The organism is Hymenobacter latericoloratus (assembly GCF_014199535.1).
GTDB lineage: Bacteria > Bacteroidota > Bacteroidia > Cytophagales > Hymenobacteraceae > Hymenobacter > Hymenobacter latericoloratus.
This window is the reverse complement of record NZ_JACHNV010000011.1, coordinates 58,392-81,723: the sequence shown is the minus strand read 5'-3', so window position 1 is coordinate 81,723 and position 23,332 is coordinate 58,392. Positions and strand designations below refer to the sequence as shown.

General features: G+C 64.1%; 24 protein-coding genes. 14 read left to right on the top strand and 10 right to left on the bottom strand.

Going from position 1 to position 23,332, the window contains the following annotated elements; genetic code table 11:
- Positions 1 to 91: 91 nt before the first annotated feature.
- The gene (locus tag GGU46_RS20865) at positions 92 to 1,006 is read right to left on the bottom strand and encodes a hypothetical protein (RefSeq protein WP_183405468.1); all 915 of its coding nucleotides are present in this window, start codon (positions 1,004 to 1,006) and stop codon (positions 92 to 94) included.
- A gap of 162 nt (positions 1,007 to 1,168) precedes the next feature.
- Between GGU46_RS20865 and GGU46_RS20860 the strand changes: the two genes are divergently transcribed.
- The 9 genes from GGU46_RS20860 to GGU46_RS20820 all read left to right on the top strand — a co-directional run bounded on the left by GGU46_RS20860 (position 1,169) and on the right by GGU46_RS20820 (position 12,849).
- Entirely contained in the window at positions 1,169 to 1,498 is a 330-nt protein-coding gene (locus tag GGU46_RS20860; protein WP_183405467.1) for a DUF6660 family protein, read from the top strand.
- Between the two features lie 177 nt (positions 1,499 to 1,675).
- The gene (locus GGU46_RS20855) at positions 1,676 to 6,079 is read left to right on the top strand and encodes a CusA/CzcA family heavy metal efflux RND transporter (RefSeq protein ID WP_183405466.1); all 4,404 of its coding nucleotides are present in this window, start codon (positions 1,676 to 1,678) and stop codon (positions 6,077 to 6,079) included.
- A gap of 24 nt (positions 6,080 to 6,103) precedes the next feature.
- The gene (locus GGU46_RS20850) at positions 6,104 to 7,300 is read left to right on the top strand and encodes an efflux RND transporter periplasmic adaptor subunit (protein WP_183405465.1); all 1,197 of its coding nucleotides are present in this window, start codon (positions 6,104 to 6,106) and stop codon (positions 7,298 to 7,300) included.
- 2 nt (positions 7,301 to 7,302) lie between these two features.
- A complete protein-coding gene (locus GGU46_RS20845) occupies positions 7,303 to 7,725 on the top strand; it encodes a Fur family transcriptional regulator (protein WP_183405464.1) in 423 nt (140 codons plus the stop codon).
- Between the two features lie 78 nt (positions 7,726 to 7,803).
- Entirely contained in the window at positions 7,804 to 9,852 is a 2,049-nt protein-coding gene (locus GGU46_RS20840; RefSeq protein WP_183405463.1) for a heavy metal translocating P-type ATPase, read from the top strand.
- Between the two features lie 227 nt (positions 9,853 to 10,079).
- Positions 10,080 to 10,829: a helix-turn-helix transcriptional regulator gene (locus GGU46_RS20835; protein ID WP_183405462.1), complete on the top strand. Its 750-nt coding sequence runs from the start codon at positions 10,080 to 10,082 to the stop codon at positions 10,827 to 10,829.
- Between the two features lie 211 nt (positions 10,830 to 11,040).
- The gene (locus GGU46_RS20830) at positions 11,041 to 11,817 is read left to right on the top strand and encodes a sterol desaturase family protein (RefSeq protein WP_183405461.1); all 777 of its coding nucleotides are present in this window, start codon (positions 11,041 to 11,043) and stop codon (positions 11,815 to 11,817) included.
- 150 nt (positions 11,818 to 11,967) lie between these two features.
- A complete protein-coding gene (locus GGU46_RS20825; protein ID WP_183405460.1) occupies positions 11,968 to 12,333 on the top strand; it encodes a DUF3703 domain-containing protein in 366 nt (121 codons plus the stop codon).
- 129 nt (positions 12,334 to 12,462) lie between these two features.
- The gene (locus tag GGU46_RS20820) at positions 12,463 to 12,849 is read left to right on the top strand and encodes a hypothetical protein (protein WP_110980505.1); all 387 of its coding nucleotides are present in this window, start codon (positions 12,463 to 12,465) and stop codon (positions 12,847 to 12,849) included.
- Here GGU46_RS20820 and GGU46_RS20815 read toward each other — a convergent pair.
- Positions 12,846 to 13,601, bottom strand: a complete 756-nt coding sequence (locus tag GGU46_RS20815; RefSeq protein ID WP_183405459.1) for a DUF3626 domain-containing protein — start codon at positions 13,599 to 13,601, stop codon at positions 12,846 to 12,848. The two genes, GGU46_RS20820 and GGU46_RS20815, sit on opposite strands and share 4 nt — an antisense overlap.
- 784 nt (positions 13,602 to 14,385) lie before the next feature.
- On the opposite strand from GGU46_RS20815, the gene GGU46_RS20810 reads away from it, so the two are divergent.
- The 5 genes from GGU46_RS20810 to arsB all read left to right on the top strand — a co-directional run bounded on the left by GGU46_RS20810 (position 14,386) and on the right by arsB (position 17,725).
- On the top strand, positions 14,386 to 14,736 hold the full coding sequence (locus tag GGU46_RS20810; RefSeq protein WP_110980503.1) for an ArsR/SmtB family transcription factor: 351 nt from the start codon (positions 14,386 to 14,388) through the stop codon (positions 14,734 to 14,736).
- A 57-nt stretch (positions 14,737 to 14,793) separates the two neighbouring features.
- Positions 14,794 to 15,252, top strand: a complete 459-nt coding sequence (locus GGU46_RS20805) for a DUF6428 family protein (RefSeq protein ID WP_110980502.1) — start codon at positions 14,794 to 14,796, stop codon at positions 15,250 to 15,252.
- 81 nt (positions 15,253 to 15,333) lie between these two features.
- Complete coding sequence (locus GGU46_RS20800) at positions 15,334 to 16,107, top strand: metallophosphoesterase family protein (RefSeq protein ID WP_183405458.1); 774 nt, start codon at positions 15,334 to 15,336, stop codon at positions 16,105 to 16,107.
- 12 nt (positions 16,108 to 16,119) lie between these two features.
- A complete protein-coding gene (locus GGU46_RS20795; protein ID WP_110980500.1) occupies positions 16,120 to 16,614 on the top strand; it encodes a GNAT family N-acetyltransferase in 495 nt (164 codons plus the stop codon).
- A gap of 13 nt (positions 16,615 to 16,627) precedes the next feature.
- The gene (arsB, locus tag GGU46_RS20790) at positions 16,628 to 17,725 is read left to right on the top strand and encodes an ACR3 family arsenite efflux transporter (protein WP_183405457.1); all 1,098 of its coding nucleotides are present in this window, start codon (positions 16,628 to 16,630) and stop codon (positions 17,723 to 17,725) included.
- Positions 17,726 to 17,781: 56 nt separating this feature from the next.
- On the opposite strand, the gene GGU46_RS20785 is transcribed toward arsB, so the two are convergent.
- From GGU46_RS20785 to GGU46_RS20750, 8 genes are all read right to left on the bottom strand, one after another.
- A complete protein-coding gene (locus GGU46_RS20785; RefSeq protein ID WP_110980498.1) occupies positions 17,782 to 18,030 on the bottom strand; it encodes a GDCCVxC domain-containing (seleno)protein in 249 nt (82 codons plus the stop codon).
- An 11-nt stretch (positions 18,031 to 18,041) separates the two neighbouring features.
- Positions 18,042 to 18,668, bottom strand: a complete 627-nt coding sequence (merTP, locus tag GGU46_RS20780) for a mercuric transport protein MerTP (RefSeq protein ID WP_183405456.1) — start codon at positions 18,666 to 18,668, stop codon at positions 18,042 to 18,044.
- Complete coding sequence (locus GGU46_RS20775) at positions 18,665 to 19,036, bottom strand: ArsR/SmtB family transcription factor (protein ID WP_110980496.1); 372 nt, start codon at positions 19,034 to 19,036, stop codon at positions 18,665 to 18,667. The genes merTP and GGU46_RS20775 overlap by 4 nt, the downstream gene beginning before the upstream one ends.
- Before the next feature lie 266 nt (positions 19,037 to 19,302).
- Positions 19,303 to 19,467 carry a hypothetical protein gene (locus GGU46_RS20770; protein WP_162303730.1) on the bottom strand — a complete coding sequence of 55 codons (165 nt, stop codon included), beginning with the start codon at positions 19,465 to 19,467 and terminating at the stop codon, positions 19,303 to 19,305.
- Positions 19,468 to 19,544: 77 nt separating this feature from the next.
- Positions 19,545 to 19,769, bottom strand: coding sequence for a hypothetical protein (locus GGU46_RS20765; RefSeq protein WP_110980495.1), 225 nt, complete (start codon positions 19,767 to 19,769; stop codon positions 19,545 to 19,547).
- 82 nt (positions 19,770 to 19,851) lie between these two features.
- A complete protein-coding gene (locus GGU46_RS20760) occupies positions 19,852 to 22,410 on the bottom strand; it encodes a toprim domain-containing protein (protein WP_110980494.1) in 2,559 nt (852 codons plus the stop codon).
- 77 nt (positions 22,411 to 22,487) lie between these two features.
- Entirely contained in the window at positions 22,488 to 22,856 is a 369-nt protein-coding gene (locus tag GGU46_RS20755; protein ID WP_183405455.1) for a hypothetical protein, read from the bottom strand.
- A 99-nt stretch (positions 22,857 to 22,955) separates the two neighbouring features.
- Positions 22,956 to 23,330 carry a hypothetical protein gene (locus GGU46_RS20750; protein ID WP_183405454.1) on the bottom strand — a complete coding sequence of 125 codons (375 nt, stop codon included), beginning with the start codon at positions 23,328 to 23,330 and terminating at the stop codon, positions 22,956 to 22,958.
- Positions 23,331 to 23,332: the final 2 nt, after the last annotated feature.

Genomic DNA, 23,332 nt, shown 5'->3' with positions numbered 1-23,332 from the left:
ACGAACACACACCCGCCAGCCACGTCACTTGGCTGCTATTGGCCAACATCACCTTGGGCCTGAACCGATGCCGCTGATTCCCCAACACCCTCTAAGTGCGTGCCTTAGCCGTGTCAGGACGCCCGTAAGAAGCGGACAAGTGCTTTCGAAGCAGGCAATCAATCTTAAGGGAAGAATCTGATTCAAAGCTGTCCTCGAACACGAGCAAGCCGTCAACGCCTTGGGGCAGCAGCGGCAGGAGCGCCCGAAAGTCGTCGGTGTCAGGTGCCAGCAACGCTTTGAGATGGAGCACATCCATGAACACTTTGTTCACGGCCAGGAATACCCGCCCATTCAATCCGCTGTGGCCATCTTGGCCGAATTTATCGGCCAGCTTATTTCTGATTTTGAGCTCGAAGCTCTCGTCATCCTGCTTCAGGTCGATGACTTTCAGCGGGTACTCGTCGGACTCCAGCTCGCTCGCGCTGTCCGCCTCGATGAGGTTGTTGGGCATGTACACTTCCACGTGAAAGGTATTGCCCCTGGCCGTCTGCACGCTCAGGTCAATGTCCCGCTTTTTGAGCGTGGTCAGCAGCTTGAATTTCGTTTCGAAGCTCACCCTATACCCCCGCTGGTGCAGCGCATACGCCAGCGAAAGCTCGCTCATGGTAGCCAAGAAGTACAGGCCTTCCAGGTTCGTTATCTTTTCCAGGAAGCGCTTGTCGGCCGGTAGTTCAGGAAAAGCCCGCAAGTATACTTCCAGCTTCCGCAGCAGCCGTCTGTAGTGCGCAAAAAGGGCGTCGTCTCGCCCAGTCCGGATGCTGTACCCGGTCATAACCGATACATTCAGCAGATTCAGCTTTTCGCCGTTCCCGCCTAGAAAATCATCCGGGCTACGCTGGGAGCGCAGCGTGCCGGTCCACATCCTCACCACTTTGGCGCCGATAACCCCGCGGAGCCACGGGAACAGCTGGTAGCACAGCTCAAGATGGGCAAGGATATCAGCTACATCCGTAAACAAGCTCATGCTGCTGGGATAAGGGCGGGGGCCAGGTTGCTTTTGCTGTTGAAGTTACTCGGTTTCGGCACTAGACGGGGAAGTTCCGCGCAGCTCAATCAGGAACCTTTGCCGACCGAAGCGGGTACAAGCGGTAGCCGACAATTACCAGCTGTCGTTACCTTTGCCCTCATGCGTCTGTTGTCCCTGTTTTTCGCCTTCTACTTCGCGTGCCTGTCGACGATGACCTGCACCGACGAAGTGCCGGTGTCCCAGGACCAGGCGCACACCACCATCGCCGCGGCGTCGCATGCCGACGGCGGCACGGATGCACTGGGGGATTGGTGCTCCCCGCTGTGCCAGTGCCACTGCTGCCCCGGCGTGGTCATGCCGGTGCCGGCTACCCCGGTCCTGCCGCAAGCCGCCCTGCCGGACTGGTCCGAGGCCCAGCGCCACGCCTTTCTCGTGGTAGCCGCTCCAACGCGGGCATCCGGGGCCGTGTGGCAGCCGCCCCAGGCCTAGCCCTTCCCTATTCTTCCTGCTGACTTCCTTCAGGTAGCCTGAGCACGTGCGCGTGTTCAGGCTGCCGGCATATGCTCGTGGTAGCCATATGCCGCGAAAGTGCCGCGTGCTCCGCCGCCCTGGGCCGGGGCCAGCAGGTCGTGACCGAAGTGTTAGACCTAACCCCCACAGCAACGGATGTTTGACCGGCTGATTCATTTTTCCATTCATAACAAGCTCATCATCGGGCTGCTGACGCTGGCGCTGGTCGTCTGGGGCGGCTACTCGCTGAGTCGGCTGCCGATTGACGCGGTGCCCGACATCACCACCAACCAGGTCGTTGTCTACACGGTGGCCCCGTCGCTGGCCGCCGGCGACATCGAGCGCCTGGTGTCCTTTCCCGTCGAGCAGAGCGTGGCCACGATTCCCGGCCGCGAGGAAGTGCGCTCGTTTTCGCGCTTCGGCCTGTCGGTGGTCACCATCGTCTTCGAGGACCAGGTTGACATTTACTGGGCCCGCCAGCAGGTGGCCGAGCGCCTGCGCGAGGCGGAAAGCCAGATTCCGCCCAGCGTTGGCCGCCCCGAGCTGGCCCCCGTCAGCACCGGGCTGGGCGAGGTGTACCAGTACCTGGTGCGCGCCAAGCCCGGCTACGAGCAGCGCTACGACGCCCGCGAGCTGCGCACCATTCAGGACTGGATAGTGCGGCGCCAGCTGCTGGGCACGCCCGGCGTGGCCGACGTCGCCAGCTTCGGCGGCCAGCTCAAGCAGTACGAAGTCCGGTTGGACCCGGCGCGCCTGCGCGCGTTGAACGTCACCACCGAGCAGGTGTACCAGGCCGTGGCCGCCAACAACCAGAACGCCGGCGGGGCCTACCTGGACCAGAAGCCCACGGCCTACTTTATCCGCACCGAGGGCTTGGCTGAAAATGCCGCCGACCTGGGCAACATCGTTGTGCGCACCACCCAGGGCGGGCTGCCCGTGCTCGTGCGCGACGTGGCCGACGTGCGCGTGGGCTCGGCGGTGCGCTACGGGGCCATGACCCTGGGCGACGAGGGAGAGGTCACCGGCGGCATCGTGCTCATGCTCAAAGGGGCCAACGCCAACGAGGTCATCCAGGCCGTGAAGCAGCGGATGCAGACCGTGCGCAAGTCCCTGCCCGAAGGCGTCACCATCGACGTGTACCTGGACCGCTCCGACCTGGTGGGCCGTGCCATCGGTACCGTGAAAACCAACCTGATTGAGGGCGCGCTCATCGTCATCTTCGTGCTGGTGCTCTTCCTCGGCAACTGGCGGGCCGGCCTGGTGGTGGCCTCGGTCATTCCGCTGGCCATGCTCTTTGCCATCGGCCTGATGCGCTTGTTCGGCGTGTCGGGCAACCTGCTCTCGCTCGGCGCCATCGACTTCGGCCTGGTGGTGGACGGGGCCGTTATCATCGTCGAAGCCATCGTGCACCGCCTGCACGGCGGGCAGCTGCAGGTGCCGGCGGGCCGCCTGAATGCCGCCCAGATGGACGAGGAAACCTACTACGCGGCCAGCAAGATTCGTTCCTCCGCCGCCTTTGGGGAAATCATCATCCTGATTGTGTACCTGCCCCTGTTGGCCTTGGCCGGCATTGAGGGCAAGATGTTTCGCCCCATGGCTGAAACCGTGGCTTTTGCCATCATCGGCGCCTTCATCCTCTCCCTGACCTACGTACCGATGATGTCGGCGCTGGTGCTGAGCCGCTCTACGGCCAGCACGCGCACGTTCTCCGACCGCATGATGCGCTGGCTCGAAGCCCGCTACCGTCCGGTGCTGGCGTGGGCGCTGCGCCGCCAGGCCCTGGTGCTGGGCTCGGCCGCCGTACTGTTTGCCGGGGCACTGCTGCTGTTTCGCACCCTGGGCGGGGAGTTCATCCCGCAGCTCTCGGAAGGCGACTTTGCCGTGGAGATGCGCACGCTCACCGGCTCCTCGCTGAGCTACACCATCGATAAAAGCCAGCAGGCCGCCGCCATTCTGCAGCGGCAGTTTCCCGAAGTCAAGGAGGTGGTCACCAAAATCGGCGCCGCCGAAATTCCCACCGACCCCATGCCGGTGGAAGGCGGTGACCTGATGGTTATCCTGGAGAAAGACCCGCGCAAGTGGACCTCGGCCCGCACCCAGGAAGAGCTGGCCGAGCGGATGGCCGAGGCGCTGCGCGTGATTCCGGGCGTGACCTTCGGCTTCCAGCAGCCCATCCAGATGCGCTTCAACGAGCTCATCAGCGGCGCCAAGCAGGACGTGGTGCTCAAAATCTACGGCGAAGACCTGCAGCTGCTGGGAGCCTACGCCCAGCGCGCGGCCCGCCTGGTCCGGCAGGTGGAAGGGGCCGAAGACGTGTACGTGGAGCAGGTCACCGGCCTGCCGCAAATCGTGGTCAAGCTCGACCGCAACCGACTGGCCCGCTTCGGCCTGAACGCCGAGGACGTGAACCGCACCGTGCAAACCGCCTTCGCCGGCCAGACCGCCGGCCAGCTCTTCGAGCAGGAGCGGCGGTTCGACGTGGTGCTGCGCCTGGCCCCGGAGCTGCGCCAGAACATCGGCAACGTGCGGCAGCTGCTGGTGGCCACGCCCCGCGGCGAGCAGATACCGCTGGAACAGGTGGCCACGGTAGACCTGCAGGAGGGCCCCAACCAAATTCAGCGCGACGACGCCAAGCGCCGCATCACGGTGGCCTTCAACGTGCGGGGCCGCGACGTGGAAAGCGTCGTGCGGGAGCTGCAGGGCAAGGTCGATGCGCAGCTGCCGCTGGCCCCGGGCTACTACACCACCTACGGCGGGCAGTTCGAGAACCTGCGCCAGGCCACCGAGCGCCTGGGCATCGCCGTGCCCGTGGCCCTGCTGTTGATTTTTGTGCTCCTGTTCTTCACGTTCCGGTCGCTGAAGCAGTCGGTGCTGATTTTTACGGCCATTCCGCTCTCGGCCATCGGCGGGGTGCTGGCCCTGTGGCTGCGGGGCATGCCCTTCAGCATTTCCGCCGGGGTCGGCTTCATTGCCCTGTTCGGGGTGGCCGTGCTCAACGGCATCGTGCTCATCGGCTATTTCAACCAGCTCAAAGCCGAAGGCCGCCAAAACGTCTACCAGCGCATTCTGGAAGGCACGCAGGTGCGCCTGCGCCCGGTGCTGATGACGGCCACGGTGGCCTCGCTGGGTTTTCTGCCCATGGCCCTGTCGCAATCGGCGGGGGCCGAAGTGCAACGGCCGCTGGCCACCGTCGTGATTGGCGGCTTGGTCACGGCCACCCTGCTGACCTTGCTGGTGCTGCCGGTGCTCTACGCGTGGTCCGAGCGCATCGCCCAGCCGGCCGAAAAGCCAACGCCGGCCCCGGTCCTGCCGGCTTCCCTGGTCCTGTTCCTGGGCTTGCTGGGCTTGCTTGGCGGGGTGCTGACGGGCCCGCCAGCGCGGGCCCAAGGTTCCCTAACGGCCACCCAGGCCGTCAGCCAAGCCCTGCAAGCTAATGGCACGGTGCAGGCTGCGCAACGCGCGTTGGAAGCCCAGCAGGCCCTGCGCCGCACGGCCTACGACGTGGGCCGCACCACCCTCGTCGGCACGTACGGCTCCATCAATTCGCCCCAGCCCGACAACGTGGTGAGCATTGGGCAGTCGCTGGCGCTGCCCGGGTACTACCGCGCGCAGGCCGGCCTGAGCCAGGCGCAGGTTGCGGGGCGGGAGCAGCAGCTGGCACAGGTACAAGCCGAGTTGCGCCGGCAAGTGCGCCGCAGCTACGAGCAGGCGGTCTACGCCCGCCACCGCCTGCGCACCCTGCGCGGGCAGGACAGCATCTATTCCGAGTTTCTGCGGGCAGCGCAGTTGCGGTTTAAAACCGGCGAGGTGAACCGACTGGAACCGGCCAACGCCATCATCCAGCAGGGCGAAACCCAGAACCTGCTGGCCCAGAGTCGCGCCGACCTGGTGGTGGCCCAACGGCAACTGCAGGCGCTGCTGCAGGCCCCGCAGGCGATTACCGTCGCCGACAGCACCCTGCAGTTACTGCCCCCTCCCCCCGCCGACACCGCCCGCTTGGCGGCCACGCCCCAGGCCCGAGCCCTGCAGCAGCAGATAGCCGAGCGACGGGCTGAAACGCGGCTGGAACGGGCCCGGGGCCTGCCCGAGGTAAGCGTGGGCTATACGAACCAGTCGCTGCGCGGCGTCTACGAGGAAGGCGGCCGCCCCGTGACCTACGGGCCCGGGGACCGGTTCCACAGCGTGCAGGCTGGGGTGGCCCTTCCGTTGGTGCGGGGGCCGCAGCGCGCCCGCGTGCAGGCGGCCCAGCTGCAGGAGCAGGTGGCCGCGGCCACCTACCAGCGCTACCGAGCCGAAGCGGCGGCCCAGCTGGACGAGCTCCGCACGCGCCTGCAGGAGCAGCAGCGGCGCGTGCGGTTTTACGAGCAAACGGCCTTGCCCCAGGCCGCCGCGATTGTCCGGCTAAGCCAGCTCTCCTACAAAGCCGGCGAAACCACCTATTCCGAGTTGCTGCTCAACCTGGAGCGCGCCCTGAGCGTGCGCACGGCCTACCTCGATGCCGTGCTGCAGCACAACCAGACCGTCATTGACCTGGATTACCTGCTCGGCGCCGCCCAGTAATCCTTATCCTTCGGACTTTTTCTCATGAATAAAATAGCATCCCTGTTGCTGCTGCTGAGCCTGTCGCTGGCCGGCTGCAGCAAGGAAAAACCTGAATCCGCCGACGCGGAAAGCACCGACGCCCGGAAAACAGAAGCGGGCGAGGCCTCGGCCGGAAACGCCGACGAAGCGGCCGAAGCCTCGGATGTAGTGACGCTCTCGCCGGCGGAGCAACAGGCCGGCGGCCTGAAAACCGGGCGCGTGAGCACCCGGGCGATGGGCGCGGGCCTGGCCGTAAACGGCACGCTGGACGTGCCGCCGGAAAGCGCCGTGTCCATTACGGCGCCGCTGGGCGGCTACGTGCAAAGCACCGAGCTGCTGCAGGGTACCCGCGTGCGCAAGGGCGAAGCCCTGGCCGTGCTGCGCAACCCCGAATTTGTCACCCTGCAGAAGGAGTACCTGGAGCTGCGCAGCCGCCTGAAGTTTGCCAACGCCGAGCTGGCCCGCCAGCGCGAGCTCTACCAGCAGGAAGTGGCACCGCTCAAAAACTACCAGCGGGCCCAGGCCGAAGCGGAAGCCCTGCAGGTGCAAACGGCCGCGCAAGCAGCGCAGCTGCGCATCGCCGGGCTGCCGGTGGGCGAAGCCATCACCACCACGGCCACCCTGCGGGCGCCGCGGGCGGGCTTCGTGCGGGCCGTGAACGTGACGGTGGGCCAGAGCGTGACGGCCACCGAGCCGCTGTTTGAAATCGTGGACCCCGAGCACCTGCACGTGGAATTGGTCGTCTTCGAGAAGGACGTGGCCCGGGTGCAGAAAGGGCAGTTGATACGCTTCACGCTGGCCAGTGACTCCGCCGGCTCCCGCCGCGAGCGAACCGCCCGGGTATACCTGGTGGGCAAGGCCATCGGCGAGGACCGCACCGTGCGCGTGCACGGCCACCTCGACCAGGAAAACGACCCCGCCCTGCTGCCGGGCCTGTACGTGCGGGCCACCATCGAAACCGGCCGCTCCGACGCCCACGCCCTGCCCAACACGGCCCTGGTGCGCTTCGAAGGCAACAACTATGCTTTCGCCGTGGAAGCCCCCGGCCGCTACCGGATGGTGCCCGTGACGCTGGGCCGCAGCGAAGACGGGTACACCGAAGTCGCCCTGCCCGAAACGGTGCCGGCCACCACCACTTTCGTGACGGATGGGGCCTACTCGCTGCTGGCCAAGATGAAAAACGCCGAAGAAGAAGAATAGCCATGGCCCATCCCCTCGAAGACACGCTGATTGCCCGGCAGATAACGCCCACCCCCATGCGCCTGCTGGTGCTGGACGTGCTGCAAAAAGAGCCGACCGCGCTGAGCCTGGCCGACGTCGAGCAGCACCTGAAGCATGCCGACCGCATCACGGTGCACCGCACCTTGAAAACGTTTACCGACAAGGGCCTGGTGCACCGCATCGAGGACGGCAGCGGCGCGGTCAAGTTCGCCCTGTGCGCGCCCGCCTGCACGCCCGAGCTCCACCGGGACCTGCACGTGCACTTCTTCTGCGTTCGGTGCCGGGAAACCGCCTGCCTGCCCGCGGTGCCCGTGCCGGCCCTTGCCCTCCCCGGTGGTTACCAGGTGCAGGAAACCAGCCTGGTCGTCAAAGGCCACTGCCCCCGGTGCGCTGGGGCGGTTTAAACAATGCAATACCATTGCATCGACCGGGGCCCGAGGTTTGTACTCGCTTCCCGGCCGCGTGCCTCATTCCGCTTTCCCATGCCCGATACATCCCCCGAACAACGCAACGAAGAGCTGCACACGGCCAAGCAGGTGCAGCTCGAGAACGTGGGCGCGTTGACCCGCGACCAGCTCACCCCCCAAGCCGCGGCCGAGCCGCGGGGCCACGACGTGCCCGGCCACGACCACGCGCCGGTAACGGCCGCCGGACCCCGGGCGCCCTGGTGGCACAACCCCTACGCGCCGGCCGTGGCTAGCCTGCTGCTGCTGCTGGCGGGCCTGGCCCTGGACCACTTCCGCGACCAAGCCCCTTTCTTCACCGGCTTCGTGCGCCTGGGGTGGTACGGCGTCGCCTTTCTGCTGGTCGGCTGGAAGGTGATTCGCTCGGCCGTGCAAAGCATTCCGTCCGGCCACGTGTTCAACGAGTTTTTGCTCATGAGCCTGGCCACGCTCGGCGCCTTTGCCATCGGCGAGTACCCCGAAGGCGTGGCCGTGATGCTGTTCTACACCGTGGGCGAGCTGTTCCAGGACGCGGCCGTGAACCGGGCCAAGCGCAGCATCCGGGCATTGCTGGAAATTCAAGCCACCGAAGTCACGGTCCTGCGCGACGGGCAGGCCGTGGTGCTCGACCCCAAGCAGGTGGCGGTGGGCGATACCATTGAGGTGAAGCCCGGCGAGAAAGTGGCCCTCGACGGTACGTTGGTCCAAGGCCCGGCCTCGCTAAACACCGCTGCCCTAACCGGCGAATCGGTCCCCCAGACCAAGCAGGCGGGCGAGCCGGTGCTCGCGGGCATGGTCAACCTCGAATCGTTGATTCAGGTCGCCGTAACGGCTGGCTACCAGGACACCAAGCTGGCCAAAATCCTGGCCCTGGTGCAGGACGCGGTGGGGCGCAAGGCCAAGACCCAGCAGTTCATCACCAAGTTTGCCAAGACCTACACGCCCATTGTGGTGGTGCTGGCCGCGCTGCTCGTGGCCGTTCCCTACTTCGTGGTCGAGGACTACGTCTTTCGCGACTGGCTTTACCGGGCCCTGGTGTTCCTGGTTATTTCCTGCCCCTGTGCGCTGGTGGTGAGCATCCCGCTGGGCTACTTCGGCGGCATCGGCGCCGCTTCCAGGGCGGGCATTCTCTTCAAGGGCTCTAACTTTCTGGACGCGATGCGCGAGCTCGACACCGTGGTCATGGACAAAACGGGTACCCTCACCCAGGGCGTGTTTGCTCTGCAGCAGGTGCAGCCCGCCCCGGGCACGGCACCAGAGCAGCTGCTGCGCCTGGTGGGGGCGCTGGAAACCAAGTCTACTCACCCCATTGCCAAGGCGGTGGTCACGCACGTGGGCGCCGCCGCGGCTGGCGTGGCGGTGGAAAACGTGGAAGAAATTGCCGGCCATGGCCTGCGCGGCCGGGTGGACGGGCGCGACGTGCTGGCCGGCAACACCAAGCTGCTCGCCAAATTCGGCGTGGCCTATCCGCCCGAGGTGGACCAGGTGGTGGACAGCATCGTGGTGGCCGCCGTCGACGGGCAGTACGCCGGCTACCTGACCGTGGCCGACGCCCCGAAGGAGGACGCGGCCCGCGCCGTGCAGGCGTTGAAAGCCGATGGCATCACGAAGCTGGTCATGCTCTCCGGCGACAAGGACAGCATCGTGCAGCGCGTGGCCCTGGAACTGGGCATCACCGAAGCCCACGGCGGGCTGCTGCCCGAAGACAAGGCCCGCTACGTGCAGCAGTATAAGGACGCGGGCCATAAACTGGCTTTCGTGGGCGACGGGGTAAACGATGCGCCCGTGGTGGCCCTGGCCGACGTGGGCATTGCCATGGGCGGCCTGGGCTCGGACGCCACCATCGAAACGGCCGACGTGGTGATTCAGACCGACCACCCCAGCAAGATTGCCACCGCCCGGCGCATTGCCCGCGCCACGCATGCGGTGGTGTGGCAAAACATCTGGCTGGCCTTCGGGGTGAAAGCCCTTGTGCTGGCCCTGGGCGCCGGCGGCGTGGCCACGATGTGGGAAGCCGTGTTTGCCGACGTGGGCGTAGCCCTGCTGGCCATCTTGAACGCGGTGCGCATCCAGCGCACGACGTTCTAAGTGTTCTGCGTTGCTCTCCCGTTTGACCATCGGGCTGCGTCACCCAGCCTCCCTTGGGCTGGCTGCCGTGGCCGCGAAAACGCGTTTCAACACGGGTTGATAAGCAGGGGCCTGGACCAGAAAGAAGCACGTCCAGGCCGTTGTGAAGCCAGGTAACCCTGCTGGCTGCCAGCACGGAGCGCTTCCAGCCCCCCCGCTCTGTATAAACCCCGCTCACCGGAGCTTTTATGGCTGCTGCGTTTCATCTCCGCTTTTTTGACGGCGGGGCCCTGTACGGGTCCCATGGCTTTCGCACGAATCCGCACCAGCACTACGCGACCGAACTTATCCTGTCGCTTGGGGAGCCGTTCCTATTGGAATCAGCAGCGCTGCAGTTCACCAGCCACTATGCCCTGGTGCCCTCCAGCGTCGAGCACCGGTTTGAAGGCGCGGCCACCAGCCGGTATGCATTTGTTTTTTTGGACGCCCAGCACCAGTGGGAGCGGCAGCTGGAGAACGCGCTGGGCAGCCCTTCCTCCCCGGGGCTGGTGGACCTGAGCGCGGCCTTTTCCCCGGCGCTGACCGACCGCCTGCTGGCCTGGTTCAGGCAGCCGGGGGCACCGGGGGAGCCGCTGGTAGCCGAGCTGGTGCACCAACTCGTGCCCGCCAGCCCGGCAACGCCCGTGCTGGACCCGCGGGTGCAGCAGAGCACCGCCTACGTGCACGAACGGCTCGCTCAACCCATCAGCCTGGGGCAAGCCGCCGACTACGTCCACTTATCGCCCAGCCGGTTTGCGCACCTGTTTACCGAGCAGGTTGGCATTCCTTTCCGGCGCTACGTGCTCTGGGAGCGGCTGCAAGCGGCTATCCGGGCCGTGCAGGCGGGCCACTCGCTCACCCAGGCGTGCTACGAGGGGGGCTTTGCCGACCTGCCCCTTTTCACCAAGACGTTTCAGGCCATGTTCGGCGTGGCGCCGTCGGCCGTTATCAAACCGTAGCGGCCAGGGACGGCCTGGCAAAGTCAGCCAGTTTGTACAAGTTTTCGCCGGCAAGCCCCTGGAATTTTGCAGCAACCAAACGCCTTATGCCATGCCGTCGCTGAAAACCCTTGTTCAATACAGCATCTACCCGGCGTTCATGCTGTCGGCCTAGACCCTGATTCTGTATCTGCTGCAAAGCGGGGTAAACTACTACCTGGCCACCGTGCCGGTGATTGCGCTATTCGGCCTGCTCGCACTGGTGCTGGAACGCCTCCTGCCCTACGAGCGGGCGTGGCTGGATGGCCCCGACTGGAACCTGGACTTTACGTATTACCTGGTCAATTACCTAATTAAGGTAACGGCTTACTTCGGCATCCTCTGGGTTACGTCGCTCGTGGCCTTCCCCAAGTGGTTCCCCACGCGCTGGCCCTTCTGGGGGCAGGTGCTGCTGGCCCTCACCCTCATCGACTTCTTCTTGTTCTTCGTGCACTGGCAAAGCCACCGCTACCGTTGGCTGTGGAAGCTACACGCCGTGCACGACAGCTCGGAGCGCCTGTACTTTCTCAACGGCGAAAAGCGCCATGCGCTCCACCAGGTCCTGGAGGGGCTGCCTGGCATTGGCGTTTGCCTGCTCGTCGGCACCCCGCCGCCGGTGATTGCCGCCGCGCTGGCCCTGCTGGCTATCAACATGATGATGCAGCACACCAACCTGGACTACCGGGCCGGCTGGCTGAAAAAGCTGTTTTGCGTGGCCGAGCTGCACCGTTGGCACCACCGGGCCGACTACGCCGATGCCCAGGTGAATTACGGGGCCTGGCTTACGGTCTGGGACCGGTTGTTTGGCACGGCCTACGATGCCCCGGCCATGAACAACGCGCAGCTCCTGGGGCCGGTCGGAATCACGGAGGAGCGTTCGTTTCCCACCTCCTACCTCGGCCAGCTGCTTTATCCCTTTCGGCGCGTTCGTGTACCCGGCCCCAAGGCCACCCCAGACCCGACGCCTTGAGGCCTGTTCAAGGCGCCATTCCGGGGCCTGGGCACCCAAGAGGAATGCCCGCTTGCCACCGGGTTCTGCGGGGGCCGCGGCGGTGCCTGCCGGTACGGCCCCCACCCTGAAAACCAAATACCCGCTCTTCGAGTCGCTTACCCGTCCCCCATGTTTTACCTCCGCCTTCCCGCCCGCTTGCGGCCGCCCTTTGCGGCGGAGCTTCGGGCTGCCCGCCTGGCCACGCTCCGGCAAGATTTGCCGACTGCCTTTGCCCACCTCGAACGGGCCCACATCCTGGGCCAGCGCTGGGCCCTGCCGCACACCCATACCCACCTGCTCATGCTGCGCCACGGGTGGCGCACCCGCGACCGGCGCGAAATCCTGGGGCAGGTGCCGCGCATCGTGTTTGGGTTCTTCCTGTCCTTCTTCGGCCGCGTGCCCACCGGCAACACCGGCGGGGCCAACGTCTCGCCCGAGCAGCCCATGCCCATTCCCCAGGACTTGCAGCAACTGCTCCGCACCGGCAGCCAGTAACTTTCGGCTTGGTGGGTAGGAGCGGGGTTTTGGAATTGGCACGGTACGCAGTGTACGGCCAAGCCTGTTTCGAATACCCAACGCCGAACTTGCGTATAACTTCGCAGAGCCGACTTTGGCCACTTCAGCATGAAAGCAATGGGTTGCGACCACAGCACTTCCGAGCGTCTGCGCGCCGAACGCGGCATGCGTACCGGCGGCGGGAATCCGCTGCTGCGGGTGGACCCGACGCATCCGCAGTACCCGCTGGCCTTGGGCGAGGAAGTGCTGTGGTTCGCCGAACCGGTGGTTATCGGCTGGTACGCCTCGCAACCGCAGCTGCCGCTTTTGGCCTTTGGGTTGAGCAACGCCATTCGGCCGGTTGCCCTGGAAGGGCTCGTGGTTCAGTTCGCCGACGCCGGCAGCCCCCTGCTGCTGTGGGCCAAAATGCTGAAATTCGGCCAGCCCAGCCCGTTCATTCTGAACGAAGCCGGCCTGGCCGAACTTCAACAACGCTACCGGCTGCGGGTCCCCTAGCGTCCGAACTCCCGAATACGCAGGCCAGCCTGCTGGCAAAGCCGTTGCAGGTCGGCCGGTACATCGGCAAGGCGCCAAGCCACGACGCATTCCACGTCCTGCAGGCGTACGCCACCGTGAAACTGCGCTTCCACATAATGAAACTCCACTTCTGCTACGTGCGCGGCGTGTATCATCCGTAACAAGTGCGTGTATACCCACCCAGATTGGTTGGGTATTAACGAGGTGATGGGAATGCAGGAATAGGCCGCCGGCAGCACGGCCTGGTCCAACGTATCGGCAATCGACACCGTGGTGCGGCTCAGGATTTCCGGGCGCAGCCGCAAGGCCAAGCGGCCGTAGCCCTCCTCGGCCGGGGGTTCGTGGTCGCCTGGTGTCAGGTAGCCGTACACCGGGCGCTGCTTCGGGTCCAAGTCCATCGCGTACCCAAACAGCTCCGTTTCCAGACTCGCCCGCAAAACCGGGTTGAAGGCCCCACCGGAATGCTGCGTTTCAAATTGAGTTTGTACCCGGCCGCTCAGCAAAATCTGCCGCAAGGCTTCGTGCTGGTGCAGGGGGTCCTTTCCACCAATGCGCAGCTGCGGCCGCGCCGGCGCCAGGAGGCGCTGCATGTTGGCAGCCGCCTGCGCCAAATAAGACTCCAGCATTTGGGGAGGCATCACGGGCTTTAGCTTGCCGCGGATGGCGGCCTCCCAATAAGCTCCCTGCTGCTGCACGTGCTGTTGCACGCCCGCCGGCAGGAGTTGGGGCATGCCCGGTGCCGGGCTTGCATTCGGGCAAGCCGAGCTTGCCAATGACAGACCTAAGTCTGCAGAAGCGCAACGCGCAACAGCTTCTGGTATGATTTCGCCCGGGTGAGCGGCGTTGGGTACGGTTTCGTCATGTACGTCTTTCAATTGAGGTTAAAGGATTTGTTTTGTGCCGCCGCACCTTTCGTTTGGGGTGCCTTGGCTTGTGGGAACCTTGAGGTTCCGCTTATCGCCGTTCCGTGGCGGTGAAGCAACGGTCTGGTTCAGGGCCGGGCGCTAGCCAAGCCGGGTTTCTAAGTATGTATACGTAAAAACCGGGGCTGCTCGGGAATGAGCAGGACAAAGGCAGACGATGTAAGGGCGGCCTGAGGGGCGCCTTCCGTCCTTTTGATGGACGGGGCGGTCCTCTTTCCCGCTGGCACGTAGCCGACAGGTGCGCGGAGTTTGATTTAGCGAAGCGAATCTTCATACAGCTTATATCAATAAATAGTGTGGGGTTTGCCGTTGAGCCCGGCAATTCATCGTTTTATATTATAATTTGCTCATTATCAGATAAATATTTTTCCTGCACCCTGCTTGGCCGCTGGTTGAAAACGGGCCCGCCTCAAATCCATGTTCCCGTGCAGCGGCTCTCGGCCAGCCCTGGTCGAGGGCGCCGGGGTGAAACGGGTCAGGGTATCGGTACCGGGTAAGTAGTGGCCCGCGAAAAAAAAGTGGAAAAAAACTTTATGTCGTAAACATGCGTCATAATATGACGTATATTTGCGACATACTTCATAGCCCCACTATGACCTACGCCAAAACCGCCGCCTTTACCGAGGAGCAACAACAGCTGGCCCGCGTGGCGAAGGCGCTGGCGCACCCGGCCCGCGTGGCCATCATTCAGCTGCTGGCCTCCAAGCAGACGTGCATCTCGGGCGACATCGCCGCCGAGCTGCCGCTCTCGCGCACCACGGTTTCGCAGCACCTTCAGGAGCTCAAGGCGTTGGACCTCATCCGCGGGGAAATCGACGGGCTGACCGTGTGCTACTGCCTCAACACCGAGTTGCTGCAGCAGGTGCAGCAGCAGTTCACGGCCTTCTTCATTGAAGCTACCGCCAGCCCGGCCTGCGGGCCCGCGGATGCGTGCAGCTGCTGATTCCGCAGCTTTTGCCAACCCCTTTCTTGAACATCCTCAACCCAACCACGCTTGACCATGAACATCGCCGAAATGAAGCAGACCCTCGCGGGTCTCGAAGCCGTCAACTTTCGCCTGCCCTCGGGTGAATACCTACCCTCGCATTTCCACGTGACGGAAGTGGGCCTCGTGAGCAAGCACTTCATCGACTGCGGCGGCGTCGAGCGCCGCGAGACGGTCGCCAACTTCCAGCTCTGGGAAGCCGGCGACTACGACCACCGCCTGGCGCCCCAAAAGTTTCTGCACATCCTGAAGCTGTCGGAGAAAATCCTCGGCCGCGAAGACCTCGACATCGAGGTGGAGTACCAGCAGGCCACCATCGGCAAGTTCGGCCTCACCTTCGACGGCACCGATTTCGTGCTCACCCCCAAGCACACGGCCTGCCTGGCCCAGGAGGCCTGCGGCATTCCGGCCCAGGACCTGGCCCTGCCCCAGCTGCAGGTGGCCGGCTGCACCCCGGGCGGCGGGTGCTGCTAAGCTTGCGCAACGGCGCTGCCTTCGCAGGTGGCGCCGTTTTGCTGAGTTGCTCTATTGCCTTTTGCTGACTTTTTCTCTCTGATGACAATTGCCTTTTTCTCCGACGTGCACGGCAACCTGCCGGCCCTGGAAGCGGTGCTGGCCGATATGGACCGGCGCCGCCCGGACATGATTTTTTGCCTGGGTGACTTAGTGGGTTACGCCCCCTGGCCGAATGAAGTGGTCAACGAGGTCCGCCGGCGGGGCATCCCCACGCTGGCCGGCAACTACGACCAGGGCATTGGCCTGGCCAGCGAGAACTGCGGCTGCGCCTACAAAACGGACACGGAGAAAGACCTGGGCGCCCAGAGCATTGCCTTTACCAACCAGGTGGTCGGGGCCGATGAGCGGCGCTACCTGCGCTACCTGCCCAAGCACATGCGCCTGGACTTTCAGGAAGAGCCCTGCACGCTGAGTTTGCTGATGGTGCACGGCTCACCCCGCAAAATCAACGAGTACCTGTTCGAGGACCGGCCCGAAGCCAGCTTCCTGCGCGTGCTGCAGGAAGCCCAGGCCGACATCCTGCTGTTTGGACACACCCACAAGCCCTATCACCGCACCTTCGCCTACGAACACGCGGGCGAAACCCGCTACCGGCACGCGCTCAACATCGGCTCGGTGGGCAAGCCCAAAGACGGCGACCCACGCGCCGCCTACCAACTGCTGCACCTGGACGAGCACACCATCCTGACGGACCCCGGCAGCGTGCGCTCGGAGCTGGTGCGCGTGGAATACGACGTGGAGAAAGCCGCGCTGGCGGTGGAGGCCTCGCCGCTGCCCAACGAGTACGCCGACATGCTGCGCAAAGCCTACTAACCCGTTTCTGCCATGACCATTATCCCGATGACGGACGCCCACTGGCCGGCGGTGAAGGCCATTTACGAAGCCGGCATGGCGACCGGTAATGCCACGTTTGAAACCCAGGCGCCGGCTTGGGAAGCCTGGGACAAAGCCCACCTGGACCATAGCCGTCTGGTGGCCGTGGACGAGGCCGGCACGGTGCGGGGCTGGGCGGCGCTCTCGCCCGTGTCGAGCCGCTGCGTGTACGGCGGCGTGGCCGAAATCAGCATCTACATTGCTGCCGGGGCCCGCGGGCAGGGCGTGGGCCGGCAACTGCTGCAGGCCTTGATTGCGGATTCGGAAGCGCACGGCATCTGGACGCTGCAGGCCGGCACCTTCGAGGAAAACCACGCCAGCATCGGCCTGCACACGCAGGCGGGGTTCCGCATCATTGGCTACCGCGAGCGAATTGGCCAGCACCACGGCGTGTGGCGCAACACGGTGCAAATGGAGCGGCGCAGCCCAACCGTAGGCGTTGCTTAAGACAGCTATTTTTATGACGACGCTGAATCAACCCGTACCCGCCGCTCCGGCCCCCGCCGCCCTGGCCGAGAAAAAGCTCTCGGGCCTGGACCGGGGCCTGACGCTGTGGATATTCCTGGCCATGGCGCTGGGCGTGGCGTTGGGCTACTTCGTGCCCGGCATGAACGAGGCGGTGAACTACTTCTCCGTGGGCACCGTGAACGTGCCGCTGGCCCTGGGCCTGATGCTGATGATGTACCCACCCCTGGCCAAGGTGAAGTACGAAGAGCTGCCCAAGGTCTTCCGGAACACGCGCATCATCGGGCTGTCCTTGTTTTTGAACTGGATACTCGGGCCGCTGCTCATGTTCTTGCTGGCCGTCTGGCTGCTGCCCGACAAGCCCGCTTACATGATGGGGCTGATTCTGATTGGCATTGCCCGCTGCATTGCCATGGTGCTGGTGTGGAACGACCTGGCCAATGGCTCCCGCGAGTACGCGGCAGGGCTGGTGGCGCTGAATTCCATCTTTCAGGTGCTGTTCTACTCGGTGCTGGCCTGGCTCTTCATCACCGTGCTGCCCCCCTTCTTTGGCCTGAGGGGCTACGCCGTGCACATCGGCATCGGAGACATCGCGCAGAGCGTGCTCATCTACCTTGGCATCCCGTTTGCCGCGGGCTTCCTTTCTCGCACCCTCCTGCGCCGCCTGAAGGGCAACGACTGGTATGAGCAGGTGTACCTCCCGGCCATTAGCCCGATTACGCTCGTGGCGCTGCTGCTGACCATCGTCATCATGTTCAGCCTCAAAGGCGAAACCATCGTGCAGGTGCCGCTCGACGTGCTGCGCATTGCCCTGCCGCTGGCTTTGTACTTCGGCATCATGTTCGTGCTCAGCTTCGCGGCGGGCAAGTACCTGGGGGCGGGCTACGCGGAGAATGCCAGCATCGCCTTCACGGCCACGGGCAACAACTTCGAGCTGGCCATTGCCGTGGCCATCGGGGTGTTTGGGCTGAATTCGGGCCAGGCGTTTGCGGGCGTGATTGGGCCGCTTATCGAAGTGCCGGCGCTGATTGCCTTGGTCAACCTGGCCTTCTGGTTCCGGCGGCGCTGGTATGGCGGGAACCACGTGGCCTAGCCCGCATAAGGGGCCGCGTAGCAGCAGCAAAGCGCGAAAGAAACCGCTGCAGGTAGTTAGCAACAGCCGCACGCGCCATTACCCTGCACCTGAACAGGGGGGCAGGGCACTGTGCCGTAGGAGCAGTACACGCAGCAGTCGCCGGTTAATGGCTTGAGCACCGTGTGACAGCCCGGGCACTCGTAGAAGTACTGACAGGCATCGGTGGGCATCTGCTCGGCTTGCTGGCGCTGGCACACCGGGCAAGTGAGCACGGAGGTCAGCGTGACGGGGAGCGGGGGAGTGTCGGACGTGAGGGGAATCATAATCGAAACACTTAACGGGAAGATGTGGGATTCAGCACCGAATAGCCGGTGCCGATAATGGCCTGCTCCACTTGGGCCACGGACGTGACGGCGGCATTGAAGCGCACTTGGGCCGTGCCCCGTTCATACGACACCTGCACGCTCTGCACGCCCGGCAGCTGCTGCACGTCGTGCTCTACGTGGCGGGCGCAAGCCTCGCACGTCATGCCCCCAATGCGGTAAGAACTGGTCTGCCAAAGGGCCGCGCTGATGGCCACCACCGGTTTGGGCGTAGCCGACGGGTAGAATTGGGCGCCGTAGTAAGGGAAGGCCAATAACAACCCGGCCAGCGCGGTGATAACGCCCAGAAAGCCCCGCGACTGCATCGGGGAGGGCTTGGCTGGCACAGTGCAGCCGCAGTCAGCGGCGGCGGCGGGGCGGTGCCGCAGCTGTTGATACCAGGCGAAGCCCAGCACCCCCAACGTCAGCGCCACCAGGTAGGGACGCAGGGGCTCCAGCCACGAAAAGGTTGAGACCACGCCGCCCAGACCGCCGACAATTGCCAGCAACGGGGTAATGCAGCACAGCGAGGCCGCCAGCGCCGCCAGCAGGCCGGTTCCCGCCAAGGACTTGGTGGAAGTCGAAGCAGGTTGTTTCATGATACAGAGGCAGTAAGAGGGATTGAAACAGAAGCCAGCAGGGGCTCCACCAAGGGCCGCAGGGCGGGCGTCAACGTATAGAACACGGTCTGGCCGACTTTACGCGCCTGCACCACGCCGCCGTCCTTGAGCTTGCGCAGGTGCTGGGAAATGGCCGACACATTCATCTGCAGCACGTCGGCCAAGTCACACACGCAGAGTTGCTGCTGGTCGAGCAGCAGGAACAGCATCTTCAGGCGCACCTCGTTGCCGGCCAGGGCCAGCACCGCCGCGATGGATTCCAAGCCCGGCGCGGCCGCGGCCAGCCGTTGCTTGCCGTGTTCAATGTGCGCGGCATCAGCAAAGACCCGAATGCAGGAAGTGGCCATAACGCTATTTTTTCGCTAAGTTACTGTTTTCTTATTAAAGCAAACGCTAAAATAAGTAATAAAAAGAGAGCAGAAGTCGCCTACTCCTTTCTTATCAACACATCGGATGGCTTAGCAGCAACCGAACGTATTATTGCCGCAGCAGGTGCCGTCGGCGCAGCAATCATCGGGTTCGTTGTTCATGACAATCGAGTGATTAAGGTGAGGTAAGCCGTACCAACTTAGTACGCCCCATAGACGACCGACCTGAAAAAAGACGCTGCTCGCTAGCAGGCGAAAAACAAATACCGCCCCCGCACCACCTTCAGGCCCCGCACCAACCGGCATTCAGCGCGCATAAACAGACGCAGCACCAGGCAGCCGTGCTCGTCCACCAGCAGCAGGCTCAGCTCCCGGTGTAAGTGTGCGTAGCCTTTGTGCAAACGTCCCATGCACGAAAATTATACGCCGATGGGCAATGTTCTTGGCATGACCGGGCAGCAGGCGTTTAGCTGTCCGTTGCCCTGGCTCACTTGCTGATGGACTCCCGCCACTCGTCGTGGCAGGCGCCCAACGTAGCCAGGTCAATCCTACCGGCAATGTACTGGGCATGTAGCTCTGCCAGCCATGCAGGCTCCTGATAGGGCCCCTGGCTGCGGGTAATACCCAGGGACTGATTGACAATATGCTCACGCTCTTCCCGGGTTTGTTCGCGCGGGCCAAACTGAGGGGTGGGGGATAGGGGCGTGTCCATACCGACTCAACACGCAAAGCGCGAAAGAGTATCCAAGCAAGCCCCATTCCTTCTGGGTTCAGGTCATGATGCCCCTACGGGGCTAGCGCGTTAGTTCGGCGCGGTTACTGCCGGCTTCGAGGGACTGCTGTCTGCGGGCCGTTTCCTGCCGCTCGACCCGGTGGCTGGCGTGTTCCACCACCTCGCTGCCCGGCTGCGCCGCCACGGCATCCAGGGCCCGGCTAACCTGCGCCGCATCCGGTTGGTCGGTGCGGTAGGAAACTTTAATTTCCGAGTGACGCATGCCCTGCCCGTCGGTGGTGCTTTGCACCTCGCTGGCCTTGGCCCCGCTGGCTACCAGCGCCTCCTTCACGGCTTCGGCTTGCCCGCGGGCCCCATCCGGCGGTGCTACTTCGTCCACGCGGACGAGTACCTGGCGCTCCACGCCCGCTCCATCCCCCGACCCGGTTTGCGCCGCTTCGCCGGCGGCCTGCTCACGCGTGGGTCCGGTGCGCGGCTGCAGGGTCGCACCAGCGGCCGCCTGCTGCCGCTCCACCCGGTCCTGTTCGCTTTCGGTGACGCTGACGCCCACGTACTTTTCATTGCCGGCCGCGGCCCGCGCGTTGGTGTTGGTCACGATGGCGTGAATCAGCGCGATTTCGGGCTGCTCGTTGCGGTAGTACATATCGAACTCAGCCCGGCGGATACCCTGCTCATCCACCGTGCTGCGGATGGCGCTGGTGCGGATATACCCGTCGCTTTCCAGCACGGCCTGCCAAGCTTCGGCCCGGCCCGTGGTATGGGGCGCCAGTTCATCCACCCGCCAAGTAGCCACCTTATCAACCCCAGGGTGGTCAGGCGCTTGCGCAACCACTGCCACGGCAGGTGCTCTGGGTGCCGGTGCAGCCGTCAGCTCTTCCTCGCTGGCGCGGCGCCCAGTAGGCGGCGGGTTGTCGTTCATCCAATCCTTAAGTAACACCACCCCAGCCTCTTTGAGGTGGGTGAATTGGGCAGTCTGCTCCTGAGCCTCTTGCTCGCTGCGGTAGGAACGGGTTGGCCGCGGTTCCGCCTCAGTTACAGCTGCTCCGAACACGGCTTGGCTAAAACGCTTATCGTCCCGCTCACGCTCCTGCTGCGCTTCGGGCGTGTTTTCCCGCTCGCGCTGGGCCTGGCGCTCCAAGGCCCGCTGTTCGCGCTCCTGGCGCTGGGCTTCGGCCAGCCGCTGCTGCCGCTCCGACTCGCGCTGCTGCTCTTCGCGCTGGGCTGCGGCCCGGATTTGCTCGGCGCTCAGGCCCTGGTTGGTATACTCCAGCTCTTTGTTGAAGTCCTTGGCCAGCGGGTAGTCCACCCGCAGAAAGCTTTCCTGCTGCCGCTCGACCGCGGTGCGCAGCTGCTCCCGCTGCCGGTACAGCTCCTGGGCCACGACTTCCAGCTGGGCCGTGTCGGCGCGGGCCACCGTGAGGCGCACAATGGTGGCCTGCTCGGTGCTGCGCTGCACTTCCACGGCGAGCGACGGACCGTCCTGCTGGGTCTGGTTGATGTGCTCCACCCGCTCGCGCAGCTGCTGCACCTGGCCCCCGCCTTGCTCGGCCGAGTCGTGGTGAAAGGTCACCTTCAGGCTGGTGTGGTACTTGTCGCTGGTGGCGTGCCACTCCACCGGCCGGGAGGCCTCGCGGTAGGCTTCCTGCTCGGCGACGGGCACCATCGGCCTAGCCGGCTGCAGCTCGTTGAGGTAATTGATGTTGAACTGCCGGCCGCCGGCGTCGCGGTCGTTGGCAAGCACTACCTCGCGGGGCTGCTGCTTGTCGATAACCCGCTGAATCAAGGCTACCTGCGCCTCGGTGGGCGTGCCGCTGGTGGCAATGTAGAGCGTGTTCTTCGGGTCCTGCGCGTGCTTGAGCTGGAAGTGAGACAACGAGTCGATGGCCGACTCGCTCACCACCACGCGCTCCACCGGGGTGTCCTTGCCTTCGGTGGGGTGGGATACCCAGATGCCGTTTTTGGGCAGCGGCAGCAGGCTTTTGTAGTGCTCGTTCTTCTGCTCGACGCTGGCCAGGCCGTGCTCGTTGTAGAGGGGGAAAGCCGTGTTTTTGTGCTCGTTCTGCTGCGCGGTAAAAATGCGGCCCTGAAACGCGGGGTTGTCCAGCGTTTCGTCCGTAATGCCGCGGCCGTGCAGGTAGCTGCGGTCGGTCAGCTCCTTCTTCACGCCCAGCACCTCGGAAATCAGCCGGGTGCGGCGCTCTTCCTCGGCTTGCCGGGCCTGTTCCGGGTCGCCCGCGGGCAGGCTGCTCAGGCGAGACGTGTCCGGCGGGGTGGCGTACTGAGTCGCATACTGACGGGCCGGGGCGGGGGCGCCGTCGAGGTACTCGCGCAGCTGCTGGCGTACCTGGCCCAGGTTGAGGCCGTGGCCGTCGCCGCCGCGGGTTTTGGCAAAGTCGATGATGGAGCCCGCGTCGCGGTCGTCGCCGGTGTTGAGGTACACCTGGTGGTCGCCCTTTCGGGTGACGATGACGTGCTCGTCGTCCTTGACCAGGTGGTGCCAGTCGCCGCGGCGGCTTTCCTTCTTGATGGTGTAGCCCTGGCGCTGGGCGTAATCCACCAGGTCTATGTCGCGCTTGAAGCGGTCGAGTTCGGAGGGGTCGTTTTCCCGGGGTGCGTTCATGGGGTGGGGAGTGGAGCCGGACAGCGCCGGCTCCTCCCGCACCCGAATCGGGCGTGAGAAGGAAAGCTATCCGGGGGTTAGGTGGTGGGCGGGGTGCCGGCGGCCCGCTGGGCGGCCGCGTCGAAGAAGGCCAGCTGCTCGCGGAATTGTGCTAGAAGCTCCGCGCTGCCGAACACGTACTGGTTGGCGCCGCTGCCGATGTCGATGCGCACGATGTCGGTGGGCACGCCCAGGGCACGCAGCACGCGCTGCACCAGCCGCGGCTCGTCGCGCTTTAGCTTGCCGTTTTTCAGGTTCACGACGTTGGTATAGGTCAGGCCATGCTGGGCACAAAATGCGGTTAAATCGCCCTGGGGCAGGGCTTTAAGACGAAGCTGCACGTAGCGCAGGCACTCGCTGTAGGGGGCCAGCAGGGTGATGTCGGGGAATCCTAATGAGTTGGACATTGGTGGTGTCGTTTGAAATGCGAAGTCCGTTTACCAGCGTTCTAGAGTCAGAACGTTGATAAACGGACCTGTAGGAAAAAGTAGGTTAGGTATCGGTTTTTAGTAACCGCCCCGCTGCTTCGCATAATAGTCGTCAATCACCTGCTGCAAATTGGGTACTTGGGCGAGGTTAATTCTTACGCCTTCTTGGGCAAATTGAGCATGAACGTCGAAGTAGTTATTCGGAAAGAGCTCCTTCATTGCCGTTGAGGCGCAAGTGATAATGTCAGTTATTACCGGGTCGATGGGGAAGCGGCCTTCCTGTGACTTTTGATAAAGCAAAATGTCGCAGGCATAATAAATCACCTCCTGTTCCAACGCCTGAATCGAAATAGCGCCGTATCCTCTGGTATCAATGATATTCTGAATATTGTTAGCAATGTCTGACTTGAAACGCTCTTTCAAGTCGTGGTTGAGTGCAGAGAATGGATTCATCG